Consider the following 12,423-nt stretch of genomic DNA (forward strand, 5'->3'; position numbering starts at 1 on the left):
GAGCCTGCCGGGTCTGCCGCGCGGAGCGACGCCGCGGTCAGCCGAACGGCAGCGGCTCGGGGGCCAGGGAGACGGCCTTGGCGCGCGCGGCGGTGAGCCGCCGGCGGTGGTGCTGGCGGCAGAGGACCTCGTAGGCCACCTCGGCGGGCGGTCCGCCGTCCGCCTCGACGTCGCCGACGACGATGACCTCGCCCTCGACGACCATCACGCCGTCCTCGGTGCGGGCGTTGTGGGTGGCCCGCTTGCCGCACCAGCACAGCGCCTCGACCTGGAGCACGTTCATCCGGTCGGCGATCTCGACCAGCCGCTGGCTGCCCTCGAAGAGGGCGGTGCGGAAGTCGGTGAGGATGCCGAAGGCGAAGACGTCGATCTGCAGCTCGTCGACGACCTTGGCGAGCTGGTCGACCTGGTCGCGGGTGTAGAACTGCGCCTCGTCGCAGATCAGGTAGTCGATCCGCCCGCCCTGGGTCAGCGTGCGCACGACGTACTGCCAGAAGTCGAAGGTCCCGTCGACCTCCAGCGCCTCGTGGGTCAGCCCGAGGCGGCTGGAGAGCACGGCGGTCCCCGCGCGGTCCTGGGTCACGAAGATCCGCCCCACGCGGCCGCGGGCGGCGTGGTTGTGGTTGGTCTGGAGCGCCAGGGTGCTCTTGCCGGAGTCCATGGTGCCCGTGAAGAAGTGCAGTTCCGCCACCCGGGGATCCTCCCACGCCGGGTCCGGCGGCCGGGGGCAGGATGGGCCCCATGAACCGACCCCTCGTCTCGACCGCGGAGCTGCGCGACCGGCTCGGCTCGGTCACCGTCCTGGACGTGCGCTACGAGATGGGCGGACCGCCCGGCCGGGCGTCGTACGCCGCGGGGCACGTGCCCGGCGCGGCGTACGTCGACCTCGAGACCGACCTGGCCGGCGAGCCGGGGGAGCGCGGGCGGCACCCGCTGCCGGACCCCGAGGCGTTCGGCGCCGCGATGCGCGGGGCCGGCGTCCGGGCCGACCGCCCGGTCGTGGTGTACGACGCCTGGGGCGGCCGCGCCGCGGGACGGGCCTGGTGGCTGCTGCGCCACCACGGGCATCCCGACGTACGCGTGCTGGACGGCGGGTGGCCGGCGTGGGTGGCCGACGGGGGAGCGGTCGAGACCGGCGAGCCCGCCGCGCCGACCGACTCGACCGGGGAGGGCGACTTCCGCCCGGGACCGGGCGTGCTGCCCGTGGTGGGCCCCGAGCAGGTGCTCGACGTCCCGGTCCTGGTGGACGCGCGGGCGCCGGAGCGCTTCCGCGGGGAGACCGAGCCGGTCGACCCGGTGGCCGGCCACGTCCCGGGGGCGGTCAACGTGCCGACGACGACCAACCTGGGCGCGGACGGCCGGTTCCGCAGCCCCGACCAGCTGCGGGCGCTGTACGCCGCGGAGGGGGTCACCGGCGAGCAGGAGACCGCCGTCTACTGCGGGTCCGGCGTGACCGCCACCCACGACGTCCTGGGGCTGGAGGTCGCCGGCATCCGCGCGGCGCTCTACCCCGGCAGCTGGAGCGAGTGGGTCGCCGACCCGTCCCGGCCGGTCGAGACCGGACCTACCCCGGCCTGATCACTCCTGCTTGCCGCCGCCGAACATGATCTCGTCCCAGCTCGGCACCGACGCGCGTCCGCCGCGCTTGCGGACCGAGCGGCGCGACGGCGGTTCGTCGGCGTCGGCGCGGGCGGCCTCGGCCGTCGCGGGCTCGGGAGCGGGCTCGGGCTCCGCCTCCGGCTCCGTGGCGGGCTCCGTGGCGGGCTCCGTGGCGGGCTCCGTGGTCGCACGGGGGTCGGTGTCCAGCGCGGCGGCGTCGGCGGCCTCCGCCGCCAGGTCGCTCTCGTCGAGGCCCGGCCGCTCCTCGAGGAACGCCTCCACCGGCGCGGCGGGCGCCTCGCCCGTCACCAGCTCGATGGCGTCGTCGCCGAGCGGCAGCTCGTCGGCCGGCGTCCCGCCGGTCTGGCGCCTGCGACGGGCGCGCTCGAGGTCGTCGTGCGGCTCGGCCGGGGCCTCCGGCGGCGCGTCGGCGAGGTCGCCGACCAGCCAGCGGGCGTCCTCGTCGTCGAGGACGACGTAGTTGCCGGGGAGGTCGAAGGTGAAGTGGCCGGTGCCGGCGCGGGTCGGGGTCTCGAAGGTCCCGATCAGGGCCCAGCGGCCGGGCTCGAGGCGCCAGGCGTCCCACTCGACCGAGGAGGGGTCGACGTGCGCCGGCCGGAGCCGGGCCGCGACCGCGTCACCGAGGGTGCGGGCGCCGGCGGCGTCGCCACCGGACCGCCGGCGTACCGACGAGCGCTGCGCGCGGTCGGCGACGTGCTGGCGCTCGGCGAGGACCGGGCCGGCGAACGGCATGATCTTCTCGACCGTTGTCGTGGCCGCCTGGGCCACCGACTCGGGCGACTCCCCGGCACGGATCCGGGCCTGGATGTCACGGGGACGAAGGGTGCTGTCCATCTGTATCTCCAACTGGCCGAGTCGTGCGGTGTCGCCCCGGAGGGCCGCCCGGAGCCGGGCATCGATGTCGACGGTGTGACGGACCCCGGTCTCGTCGACCAGCAGCAGGCGCTTCCCGTCCTCGCTGACTCCCGCGAGGGTGAGGTGCGCCATTGCTGGGTCTGCTCCTGCCTGGGTCCTGCCGACGTCGGTCGACGCCGTCTTCGGTGGGCCGAGCCTACGCCAGCGGGTGAGCGTGGGTCGGTAACCTCGGAGCGTGCCGACCGACCCGTTCAGGGAGCCCAGCACGACCCTCGTCGTCCTGGACCTCCTCGGCATCTTCGTCTTCGCCATCTCCGGCGCGCTGGTCGGGGTCCGCAAGGGGTACGACGTCTTCGGCCTCGTCGTGCTGGGCGGTACGACGGGCCTCGGCGGCGGCTTCCTGCGCGACGTGCTGATCGGTGCCGTGCCGCCGGCCGCGCTCGCGGACTGGCGCTACCTCCTGGTGCCGGTCGCCGCCGGGCTGGTCGCGTTCGTCTTCCACCCCGCCCTGGGCCGGATGGAGCCCACCATCAACATCTTCGACGCCTTCGGCCTCAGCCTCTTCTGCGTCGCCGGCGCGCTCAAGGCGCTCGACTACGGGCTCGGCCCGCTGCCCGCGGCGTTGATGGGCATGGTCACCGGCATCGGGGGCGGCATCGCCCGCGACCTGCTCGCGGGGCGGGTGCCGGTGGTCTTCCGCGGCGAGCTGTACGCGACGCCCGCGCTCGCCGGCGCGGCCGTCGCGGTGGTCGGCACCCGCGCCGACCTGCCCGGCTCCCTGGTCGCCGTCGCCGGCGCCGCGGTCTGCCTGGTCTGGCGGCTGCTCGCGGTGTGGCGCGACTGGCAGGCGCCGATGCCCCGGGGTCCGGCCAGCGTCTGAGGTCCCCCGGGCGGCGGGCGCGGAGCCCGATGATTCCGGGGATCGGTGGTGGTCTGCCCCCGCATGGACCAGATGCGCAAGAACTGTGGTGCGAACTGTCGGCGGGCGGTGCCAGCATGGGGGGCATGAGCGACGACCGGCACGACCTGGCGATCGAGACCCACGGCCTGGTGAAGGTCTTCGGCGACAACCGCGCCGTCGACGGCGTCGACCTGGCGATCCGCGCCGGCGGGGTGTACGGCGTGCTGGGGCCCAACGGGGCCGGCAAGACCACCGTCATCAAGATGCTGGCGACCCTGCTGGTGCCCGACGGCGGCACGGCCACGGTGCTCGGCCACGACGTGGTGCGGGAGGCGGCCGACGTGCGGGCGCGGGTCGCGATGACCGGTCAGTTCGCCTCGCTCGACGAGGACCTCACCGGCCTGGAGAACCTCACGCTCCTCGCGCGGCTGTACGGCTACCCGCGGTCCGCGGCGAGGAGCCGGGCGACCGAGCTGCTCGAGGCCTTCGACCTGGCCGCCTCGGCGCGCAAGCAGGTCAAGGCCTACTCCGGCGGCATGCGCCGGCGCCTCGACATCGCCGGCTCGATCGTGGTGCGCCCCGACCTGATGTTCCTCGACGAGCCCACCACTGGCCTGGACCCGCGCAGCCGCAACCAGGTGTGGGAGATCGTGCGCGGTCTCGTCGGCGCCGGCACCACCATCCTCCTGACCACGCAGTACCTCGAGGAGGCCGACCAGCTCGCCGACCGGATCGCGGTCATCGACCACGGCCGGGTGATCGCCGAGGGCACCAGCGGCGAGCTGAAGGCGTCGGTCGGCTCCGGCGCCGTGCACGTCCGGGTGCTCCGCCCGGCCGACCGTGCCGAGGTCGCCCGGCTGCTCGCGGAGTCGCTCGGCACCGAGCCGGTCCTGGAGTCCGACGTCGCCGCGCTCAGCCTGCGGGTCGAGAACCCGACGATCGTGGCCGCCGCGCTGCACCGGGTGGGCGAGCACGGCCTGCGGATCAGCGAGTACAGCCTGGGCCAGCCCAGCCTCGACGAGGTCTTCCTCGCGCTCACCGGCAAGCCGGCCGAGGAGTCCGCGCCCCGCCAGCACGACGACCAGGCCCAGGAGGTCCCGGCATGAGCACCGACACGACACCCCGCGCTGCGGCGCCGGCGCTCGACGCCAGCGTGATCGCGGCCCTCGGGTCCGCCGAGCGTCCGCCGCGCGCCGGCGCGGTGAGCTCCTCGGTCACCTTCGGGTGGCGGGCGCTGCTGAAGATCAAGCACGTCCCCGAGCAGCTCTTCGACGTGACGATGTTCCCGATCCTGTTCACGCTGATGTTCACGTTCGTCTTCGGCGGGGCGATCTCGGGCTCGACCCAGGACTACCTCCAGTACGCCCTGCCCGGCATCCTCACCCAGACGGTCGTCTTCATCACGATGTACACCGGGCTGACCATCAACACCGACATCGACAAGGGCGTCTTCGACCGGTTCCGGTCGCTGCCGGTGTGGCGGGCGTCGCTGCTCGTCGGCGCGCTGCTCGGCGACACGCTGCGCTACGGCCTCGCGTCGTTCATGGTGCTCGTCGTCGGCGTGCTGATCGGCTACCGCGCGCCGGGCGGGATCGTCGGCGTGCTGCTGGCCGTGCTCCTGCTGCTGGTCTTCTGCTTCTCGCTGAGCTGGCTGTGGCTGATCGTGGGCCTCAAGGTCCGCAGTCCCAACGCCGTGATGGGCACCTCGATGATGGTGCTCTTCCCGCTGACCTTCATCAGCTCGGTCTTCGCCCCGCCGGACACCATGCCCGGCTGGCTGCAGGTCTTCGTCGACATCAACCCGGTCACGCTGCTCTGCGAGGCGGCGCGCGGGCTGATGGACGACGTCCCCGACAGCGGAGACATCCTGGTCGTGCTGGTGCTCTCCGCGGCGATCACCGCCGTGTTCGCGCCGATCGCGCTGCGGCTCTACAACACCAAGAGCTAGCGACCGACGTGTCGAGACCCTGACCAGGTCTCGATACGCTCGCTGGCGCTCGCTACTCGACCAACGAGCGGGGCCAGGCGCTCGCTACGAGACCGATGAGGGTCAGTCCCCGAGGACCCGGCGCAGGTAGTCGTTGGCGAACACCCGGTCGGGGTCCAGCCGGTCGCGGACCGCGAGGAATTCCCCGAAGCGGGGGTACGCCGGGGCGAGGTCGGCCGCGCTGCGGGTGTGCAGCTTGCCCCAGTGCGGCCGACCCTCGTGCGCGCGGAGGATCGGCTCGAGCAGGTCGAAGTACGCCCGGTGGTCGGCGTCGCGGTGGGTGTGGAACGCCAGGTAGCACGAGTCGCGCCCGGACGCCGTCGACAGCGCGACGTCGTCGGCGGGGGCGGTGCGGATCTCGACGGGGAAGCTGACCCGCAGCCCGCTGGCGTCCAGGGCGGCGCGCGCCTCGCGCAGCGCGGGCAGGCCGGCCGCGCGCGGGACGGCGTACTCCATCTCGCGGAAGACCACGTCGCGCCGGGCGGTGAAGACCCGGTGCGGGACGTCGCTGTAGGTCCGGGACCCGAGCAGCCGGGCGTTCAGGCGGTTGACCCGGGGGATGGCCGACGGCACCCGGTTCAGCACGGCGGTGACCGCGCCGAACGCGGTGTTCTGCAGGAAGTCGTCGTCGAACCAGGCCCGGGCGCGGGAGAGCGGCTCGGCCTCGGCGAGCGGGACGTCGAGCCGGTCGTTGCGCTTCACCGACATCCGGTCGGTGTGCGGGAACCAGTACATGTCGACGTGGTGGCTGGTCGCGACCATCTCGTCGAAGGAGGCCAGCGCCGCGTCCCAGGACATCGGCTGCTCGTGCGCCTCGAGCACGAACAGCGGCTCGACCCGGAAGGTCAGGGTGGTGAGCACGCCCAGCGCGCCGAGGCCGACCCGGGCGACGGCGAAGACGTCGGGGTTCTCGGTCTCGCTCGCCCGCAGCACCTCGCCGGTGCCGGTGACGAGCTCGAGCCCGGCCAGCTGCGCCGCGAGCCCGGCCGCGACGCCGCCGCTGCCGTGCGTGCCCGTCGAGACCGCGCCCGCGAGGGTCTGCTCGGCGATGTCGCCCATGTTGTGCAGCGACAGGCCGAGCCGCTCCAGCGCCGTGTTGAGGTCGGCCAGGCGGGTGCCGGCCAGCGCGGTGACGGTCATCGCGGCGCGGTCGACCCCGACCACTCCGCTCAGCCCCTGGGGGCGCAGCATCGTGTGCTCCGGCGCGGAGATGGCGGTGAAGCTGTGGCCGGTGCCGACCATCTTCACGGTCGTGCCGTCCTCCCGGGCGCGCTGCACCTCGGCCACGACCTGCTCGGTCGAGCTCGGGACGACGGTCCGGGCGGGACGGGCGCTCGCGAGGCCCGACCAGTTGCTCCACTCCACGCCGGCGACCCTAGTCGCGGCGGGGGAGCAGCTGCGCGGCCAGCGCGGCGACCACGCCGGCGCCGAGCGAGACGAGGTACGCCGCCGACGCGCCCTCGGCGTCGACCACCATGCCGGCGAAGGTGGCGCCCGGGGCGACGCCCGCGACCAGCCCGGTCTGCATGATCGACATCGCCTCGGTGAGCCGGCCGCGGGGCGCGGTCCGCTCGGTGAGCGACATGGTGGCGACCAGGGTGGGGGCGATCGCGAGACCGGCGACCAGGAGCGTCAGCCCCATCACCGGCAGCGTGCCGATGAACGGCAGCGGCACCATCGCGCACGCCATCGCGAGGGCGCCCCAGCGCACCCGGACCGTCGGTCCGCGCCGCCAGGCGATGGCGCCGACGACGACGCCGGCCACCAGGCTGCCGCACGCCCAGAGCGCGAGCAGGCCCCCCGCCCAGGCCTGGTGGCCCTGCTCCTCGGCGAACGCCACGGTGGCGACCTCGGCGCCGCCGAACAGCGTGCCGAGCGCGGCCGACACCACCGCGAGCGGGACGATGGTGCGCCACGGCAGGCCCGGACGCGGACCGGACTCCCCGTCGTGCCGGTGCACGGGCGGCTGCGTGGACCGCTGGGCGGCGAACCCGAGACCCCCGAGCACGCCGGCGACCAGGGCGACGCCGAGCCCGGCGACCGGGTGCACGGCGGTCGCCAGCAGCGTGACCAGGATCGGCCCCAGGATGAAGACGGCCTCGTCGACGACCGCCTCGAGCGCGAACGCCGTCTGCAGCTCGTCGGGCACCGACAGCACGTGGGACCAGCGGGCGCGCACGGCGGAGCCGACCTGGGGGAGCGTGCCGCCGGCGGCCGCCGCCAGGGCGTACGTCGAGAGGATCGGCCAGTCGGCCTGCACGGAGGTGACCAGCAGCGCGAGCGCGACGCCGAACACCGCGGTGCAGGCGGCCAGCACCGGGCCCTGGCCCAGGCGGTCCAGGAGCCGTCCCTGGACGATCGCGAGCACCGCGTTGGAGACCATGTACGCCGCGGAGACCGCGCCGGCCGTGCCGTAGGAGCCCGTGGACGCCTCGACCAGCAGGACGATGCCGAGACCCACCATCGAGATCGGCAGCCGCGCGAAGAGCCCGGTCACGCTGAACCGGGCCGCCCCGGGATGGGCGAGCACCCGGCGGTAGGAGGTGAGCACGGACATGGCACCGGAAAGGTAGAGCCCGGGAGGGCCCGGCACCCAATTCACACCCCTCCCTACAGTGGCGACATGGTCCCCGACGCTTCGCCGTACGACGCCCTGCTGCTGGTCTCCTTCGGTGGCCCCGAGGCCCCCGAGGACGTCGTGCCGTTCCTCGAGAACGTCACGCGCGGCCGCGGGATCCCCCGCGAGCGGCTCGAGGAGGTCGGCAAGCACTACCACCTCTTCGGCGGCCGGTCGCCGATCAACGACCAGAACCGCGACTTCCTCGCCGCGCTGCGGGCGGACCTCGCGGAGGCCGGCATCGACCTCCCGGTCTACTGGGGCAACCGCAACTGGGACCCCTACCTGACCGAGACGATCGCGCAGATGACCGCGGACGGGATTACCCGCGCGGCGTGCTTCGTGACCAGCGCCTACTCCTCGTGGTCCAGCTGCCGGCAGTACCGCGAGAACCTCTACGACGCCGTCGCGGCCGTGCCGGGCGGCCCGGACGCGGCGCCCCGGCTGGACAAGCTGCGGCACTACTTCAACCACCCCGGCTTCGTGGAGCCCGTCGTCGACGGCGTGCTGGCGGCCCTGGCCGACCTCCCCGAGGAGGTCCGCGACGGCGCGCACCTCGCGTTCGTCACCCACTCCATCCCGACCGCGATGGCCGACACCTCCGGGCCCGAGGGCGGCGCGTACGTCGCGCAGCACCTCGACGTCGCCGAGGTGGTCGCCGGCCGGGTCGCCGAGGAGACCGGGCGCCGGCACCCCCACGCACTGGTCTACTGCTCGCGCTCCGGCGCCCCGCACGTCCCGTGGCTCGAGCCGGACGTCAACGACCACCTCGCCGACCTGCACGCGGCCGGGGTCCCCGCCGTCGTGATGGTGCCGGTCGGGTTCGTCTCCGACCACATGGAGGTGGTCTACGACCTCGACACCGAGGCGATGGAGACCGCCGCGGAGCTCGGGCTGCCGGCCCGGCGCTCCGCGACCGCCGGCACCGACCCGCGGTTCGTCGTCGCGGTGCGCGACCTGCTCCTCGAGCGCGCCGCCGTCGAGCGCGGCGAGCCGGTGGCCCGGGCGTCCCTCGGGAGGATCGGCCCGATGTGGGACGCGTGCCCGGTCGGGTGCTGCCCCAACCCGCGCGCCGACCGCCCCGCCCTGTGCGGCGGATGAGCACCGCGGACGGCCGGCCCGACGCCGAGGAGCTCGCCGGCCTCGCGCTGCACGCCGCCCGCGCGGCCGCCGAGCTGGTGCGCGACCGGCGTACCCGCGGCGTCACGGTCGCGGCGACCAAGTCCAGCGACGTCGACGTGGTGACCGAGGCGGACCGCGCCAGCGAGGAGCTGATCCGGCGGACGATCCGCGAGCGGCGTCCCGACGACGCGTTCCTGGGGGAGGAGGGCGACGACGAGGCCGGCACCTCCGGGGTCCGCTGGATCATCGACCCCATCGACGGCACCGTGAACTTCCTCTACGGGCTCCCGCAGTACGCCGTGTCCGTGGCGGCCGAGGTCGACGGCGAGGTGGTGACGGGGGTCGTCCTCAATGCGGCGACCGGCACGACGTACCTCGCCGTCCGCCGGGCCGACGGGGTCCTGGTCGCGACCCGCGACGGCGAGCGGATCGCGGCCAACCCGGACGTGCCGCTCGACAAGATGCTGGTCGGCACCGGGTTCTCCTACGACCGCGAGGTGCGCCGGGTCCAGGTCACCGCGCTGCTCGACCTGCTGCCGCGGGTGCGCGACGTACGCCGGCTCGGCTCGTGCGCCCTGGACCTGTGCCACGTCGCCGAGGGCTCGCTGGACGCGTACGTCGAGGAGGGCGTCAACCTCTGGGACCACGCGGCGGGGGGACTGATCGCCCGGGCCGCCGGAGCCCGCACCGAGCTCCTCCCCGGGGCGGGCGGCCTGAGCCTGCTCCTGTGCGCCCCGGCGTCGGCGTTCGAGGAGTTCCGGGGGGCCGTTCTGAGGGCCGGATTCGCGGACCGGCACGGGGAATAGGACCCTGGCGTGCGGCGTTGACGCGTCGCACGCTCGACCGGTGTGCGCCCGGGTGGCCACATGGTGCACAATCTGGCCGCCGGGTGGCCGGGATCGGGCAAGACGGACGAAGGGAGTGAGTGACGTTATGGCGACGGACTACGACGCACCGCGCAAGAACGAGGAAGACCAGTCCGAGGAGAGCATCGAAGAGCTCAAGGCGCGACGTCACGACAAGAACTCCGGCAAGGTCGACGAGGACGAGACCGAGGCAGCTGAGTCCTTTGAGCTCCCTGGTGCGGACCTGTCCCACGAGGAGCTGGCGGTCGAGGTGAAGCCCAAGCAGGAGGACGAGTTCACCTGCATGAGCTGCTTCCTGGTGCACCACCGCTCGCAGCTGGCGGACAGCAAGAAGATGATCTGCCGCGACTGCGCCTGACCTGCGGGAACAACGCACGGACGCACGAAGGCCGCGACCCCGGTGGGGTCGCGGCCTTCGTCATGTCCGCGTGCTGTCCGGTGTGCTGGGGGCTACTCGCCGTCCTTGCGCAACTCGGGCGGCAGGTGCCCCGTCGAGCGCGCGTAGTACGACGCCGCGCGGCGCTGGGCCAGCATCCGGGCGAGCCCGACCAGCACACCGCTGACCACCGCCCAGGCCACGGCCTCGCCGATCTCCACGTCGGGGTCGGCCGGGTTCTCCGGGGGCTTCTTGCCGGTCGTGACCTGCCAGGTCGCATCGGCCGCCTTCTTCGCGAGGGCGGCCGCACCGACCGCGGCCACCAGCGAGAACACGGTCCAGACCTTTGAGCTGTCCTTTGCCATGCCAGGACATTACCCAGCGGTGGGGGCCTCATTCAGCGCGGCCAGGGTGCCGGCGAGGCGCTCGGGGTGCCGGGTGCTCAGCAGCCAGTATGGCGCGGGGTCAGCGGGGTCAGTGATCTCCACCCGCACCGATCGCTTCAGGTAGGGGCGCAGCAGCAGGTAGGCGCGGGCGTCGGCCTCCTGGCCCGCGGTCCGGCGGGTGTCGTCGGCGTCGAGCGCCGTGGCGGTCCCGAGGTGGCGCACCTCGATCCGGGCGCGGCCGGCCCGCAGCACGCCGTCGGCGACGGTGATCCGCACCGACCCGTAGGCGAGGAAGGCGGCGGTCACCAGGGCGCCGGTGACCGCGGTGACCGCCCACGCGGCGACCTCGGGCAGCGCGGCCAGCACGGCGAGCCAGAGGCTGGCGGTGAACATGAACCCCTGGACCCACCAGCGCAGCGGCACGCCGAGGCGCTCGTCGTACGCGGGAGTGGACTGCGACACGACACCAGTGTCCCACCCGACGTCGGTACGCTCCGCGGGTGCCCTCCCTCGACGTCCAGGTCGTCCGTCTCGACCCCGACCTCCCGCCCCCGGCGTACGCCCATCCCGGCGACGCCGGCGCCGACCTGCTCACGACCGTCGACGTGCGGCTCGAGCCGGGGGAGCGGGCGCTGGTCCCGACCGGGATCGCGCTCGCGCTGCCCGACGGGTACGTCGCGCTGGTGCACCCGCGGTCCGGCCTGGCGGCCCGGCACGGCCTGTCGATCGTGAACACCCCGGGCACCATCGACGCCGGCTACCGCGGCGAGATCAAGGTGCTGCTGGTCAACCACGACCCGGCCGAGCCGATCGAGCTCAAGCGCGGCGACCGGATCGCGCAGCTGGTCGTCCAGCGGTTCGAGCGGGCGCGGTTCGTGGAGGTCACCGAACTCCCCGCATCGGTGCGAGGCGCCGGGGGCTACGGTTCTACCGGCGGCTTCGGCCGTCCCTGAGACCGCACCGAGGAGCAGCAGCCCGTGAAGTTCCGTCGCAAGTCCGACGCCCCGCACGCCGACCAGCCGGTCGAGCAGGCCGATCCGGCCGGCACCGCCGCGGCCGCCGTCCCCACCGAGCCCGGCGCCCCGGCGCAGGCGGCCACGGACGGCCCCTACGACGCCGACGCGCTGCCCGAGGACGGCGTGGACCGGGTCGACCTCGGTTCGCTGCTGATCGCGCCGGTGCCCGGCCTCGAGCTGCGGCTGCAGGTCGACGAGAAGAGCGGCGCCGTCCAGGCGGTGCTGCTCGCGAACCCCGACGGTGCCGTCGAGCTGCGCGCGTTCGCCGCGCCCCGCCACGGCGACCTGTGGTCCGAGGTGCGCCCCCAGATCGCCGCCGACATGGCGCAGCGCGGCGGCGTCGCCTCCGAGCGCGAGGGCGTCTTCGGCCCCGAGCTGACCTGCCAGCTGACCGTGCGCCGCCCCGACGGGAGCACCGCCACCCAGCCGTCCCGGGTCATCGGCGTCAACGGCGAGCGCTGGCTGCTGCGCGCCTCGGTGATGGGCCGCCCGGCGCTCGCGGACGAGCTGCCCCAGGAGTGGGTCGACGCGATCCGCAGCGTCGCCGTACGCCGCGGCACGGGCGCGATGCCGGTCGGCGAGCCGCTGCCGGTGGTGCTGCCGGAGAACGCCCGCCGCATCCAGCCCGCCGCCGAGGCGCAGTCCGCGGCCGAGCGTCCGCCGTCCTCGTGAGCCGG

Annotated in this window: 15 protein-coding genes; 9 read left to right on the forward strand and 6 right to left on the reverse strand. The window is 74.3% G+C overall.

Features of this window, described 5'->3' with window-relative positions:
* Positions 1-37: 37 nt before the first annotated feature.
* Positions 38-691 carry a thymidine kinase gene (locus tag H4O22_RS07830; protein WP_182526442.1) on the reverse strand — a complete coding sequence of 218 codons (654 nt, stop codon included), beginning with the start codon at positions 689-691 and terminating at the stop codon, positions 38-40.
* A gap of 50 nt (positions 692-741) precedes the next feature.
* On the opposite strand from H4O22_RS07830, the gene H4O22_RS07835 reads away from it, so the two are divergent.
* Complete coding sequence (locus tag H4O22_RS07835; protein WP_182526443.1) at positions 742-1,578, forward strand: sulfurtransferase; 837 nt, start codon at positions 742-744, stop codon at positions 1,576-1,578.
* On the opposite strand, the gene sepH is transcribed toward H4O22_RS07835, so the two are convergent.
* On the reverse strand, positions 1,579-2,607 hold the full coding sequence (sepH, locus tag H4O22_RS07840; protein WP_182526444.1) for a septation protein SepH: 1,029 nt from the start codon (positions 2,605-2,607) through the stop codon (positions 1,579-1,581).
* 103 nt (positions 2,608-2,710) lie between these two features.
* Between sepH and H4O22_RS07845 the strand changes: the two genes are divergently transcribed.
* From H4O22_RS07845 to H4O22_RS07855, 3 genes are all read left to right on the forward strand, one after another.
* Positions 2,711-3,355: a trimeric intracellular cation channel family protein gene (locus tag H4O22_RS07845; RefSeq protein WP_182526445.1), complete on the forward strand. Its 645-nt coding sequence runs from the start codon at positions 2,711-2,713 to the stop codon at positions 3,353-3,355.
* Positions 3,356-3,480: 125 nt separating this feature from the next.
* The gene (locus tag H4O22_RS07850; RefSeq protein ID WP_182526446.1) at positions 3,481-4,482 is read left to right on the forward strand and encodes an ATP-binding cassette domain-containing protein; all 1,002 of its coding nucleotides are present in this window, start codon (positions 3,481-3,483) and stop codon (positions 4,480-4,482) included.
* Positions 4,479-5,324 carry an ABC transporter permease gene (locus H4O22_RS07855; protein ID WP_182526447.1) on the forward strand — a complete coding sequence of 282 codons (846 nt, stop codon included), beginning with the start codon at positions 4,479-4,481 and terminating at the stop codon, positions 5,322-5,324. The genes H4O22_RS07850 and H4O22_RS07855 overlap by 4 nt, the downstream gene beginning before the upstream one ends.
* Before the next feature lie 102 nt (positions 5,325-5,426).
* Here the strand turns inward: H4O22_RS07855 and H4O22_RS07860 are convergent, their stop codons facing one another.
* Positions 5,427-6,728 carry a D-arabinono-1,4-lactone oxidase gene (locus H4O22_RS07860; RefSeq protein ID WP_182526448.1) on the reverse strand — a complete coding sequence of 434 codons (1,302 nt, stop codon included), beginning with the start codon at positions 6,726-6,728 and terminating at the stop codon, positions 5,427-5,429.
* A 10-nt stretch (positions 6,729-6,738) separates the two neighbouring features.
* Positions 6,739-7,920, reverse strand: coding sequence for an MFS transporter (locus H4O22_RS07865; RefSeq protein ID WP_182526449.1), 1,182 nt, complete (start codon positions 7,918-7,920; stop codon positions 6,739-6,741).
* Positions 7,921-7,986: 66 nt separating this feature from the next.
* Here H4O22_RS07865 and H4O22_RS07870 point away from each other — a divergent pair, with 66 nt between their 5' ends.
* The 3 genes from H4O22_RS07870 to H4O22_RS07880 all read left to right on the forward strand — a co-directional run bounded on the left by H4O22_RS07870 (position 7,987) and on the right by H4O22_RS07880 (position 10,326).
* Positions 7,987-9,081: a ferrochelatase gene (locus H4O22_RS07870; RefSeq protein ID WP_182526450.1), complete on the forward strand. Its 1,095-nt coding sequence runs from the start codon at positions 7,987-7,989 to the stop codon at positions 9,079-9,081.
* Entirely contained in the window at positions 9,078-9,908 is an 831-nt protein-coding gene (locus H4O22_RS07875) for an inositol monophosphatase family protein (RefSeq protein WP_182526451.1), read from the forward strand. The genes H4O22_RS07870 and H4O22_RS07875 overlap by 4 nt, the downstream gene beginning before the upstream one ends.
* Before the next feature lie 127 nt (positions 9,909-10,035).
* Positions 10,036-10,326, forward strand: a complete 291-nt coding sequence (locus H4O22_RS07880; RefSeq protein WP_182526452.1) for a DUF4193 domain-containing protein — start codon at positions 10,036-10,038, stop codon at positions 10,324-10,326.
* A gap of 92 nt (positions 10,327-10,418) precedes the next feature.
* Here H4O22_RS07880 and H4O22_RS07885 read toward each other — a convergent pair whose 3' ends face one another.
* Together H4O22_RS07885 and H4O22_RS07890 are read right to left on the reverse strand one after the other, a co-directional pair.
* Positions 10,419-10,709, reverse strand: a complete 291-nt coding sequence (locus H4O22_RS07885; RefSeq protein ID WP_182526453.1) for a DUF4235 domain-containing protein — start codon at positions 10,707-10,709, stop codon at positions 10,419-10,421.
* Between the two features lie 9 nt (positions 10,710-10,718).
* Positions 10,719-11,192, reverse strand: coding sequence for a DUF3093 domain-containing protein (locus tag H4O22_RS07890; RefSeq protein WP_182526454.1), 474 nt, complete (start codon positions 11,190-11,192; stop codon positions 10,719-10,721).
* 38 nt (positions 11,193-11,230) lie between these two features.
* Between H4O22_RS07890 and dut the strand changes: the two genes are divergently transcribed.
* Positions 11,231-11,683, forward strand: a complete 453-nt coding sequence (gene dut, locus H4O22_RS07895) for a dUTP diphosphatase (RefSeq protein WP_182526455.1) — start codon at positions 11,231-11,233, stop codon at positions 11,681-11,683.
* Between the two features lie 24 nt (positions 11,684-11,707).
* On the forward strand, positions 11,708-12,418 hold the full coding sequence (locus H4O22_RS07900) for a DUF3710 domain-containing protein (RefSeq protein ID WP_182526456.1): 711 nt from the start codon (positions 11,708-11,710) through the stop codon (positions 12,416-12,418).
* Positions 12,419-12,423 lie beyond the last annotated feature (5 nt).

This window comes from Nocardioides dongkuii (assembly GCF_014127485.1).
GTDB lineage: Bacteria > Actinomycetota > Actinomycetes > Propionibacteriales > Nocardioidaceae > Nocardioides > Nocardioides dongkuii.

What these genes read in the sequence shown, in the direction of transcription:
- H4O22_RS07880 (WP_182526452.1), top strand. Translation starts at nt 10,036, where the DNA reads ATGGCGACGGACTACGACGCACCGCGCAAGAACGAGGAAGACCAGTCC.
- H4O22_RS07850 (WP_182526446.1), top strand. Translation starts at nt 3,481, where the DNA reads ATGAGCGACGACCGGCACGACCTGGCGATCGAGACCCACGGCCTGGTG.
- H4O22_RS07835 (WP_182526443.1), top strand. Translation starts at nt 742, where the DNA reads ATGAACCGACCCCTCGTCTCGACCGCGGAGCTGCGCGACCGGCTCGGC.
- H4O22_RS07870 (WP_182526450.1), top strand. Translation starts at nt 7,987, where the DNA reads ATGGTCCCCGACGCTTCGCCGTACGACGCCCTGCTGCTGGTCTCCTTC.
- H4O22_RS07855 (WP_182526447.1), top strand. Translation starts at nt 4,479, where the DNA reads ATGAGCACCGACACGACACCCCGCGCTGCGGCGCCGGCGCTCGACGCC.
- sepH (WP_182526444.1), bottom strand. Translation starts at nt 2,607, where the DNA reads ATGGCGCACCTCACCCTCGCGGGAGTCAGCGAGGACGGGAAGCGCCTG.
- H4O22_RS07885 (WP_182526453.1), bottom strand. Translation starts at nt 10,709, where the DNA reads ATGGCAAAGGACAGCTCAAAGGTCTGGACCGTGTTCTCGCTGGTGGCC.
- H4O22_RS07875 (WP_182526451.1), top strand. Translation starts at nt 9,078, where the DNA reads ATGAGCACCGCGGACGGCCGGCCCGACGCCGAGGAGCTCGCCGGCCTC.
- H4O22_RS07865 (WP_182526449.1), bottom strand. Translation starts at nt 7,920, where the DNA reads ATGTCCGTGCTCACCTCCTACCGCCGGGTGCTCGCCCATCCCGGGGCG.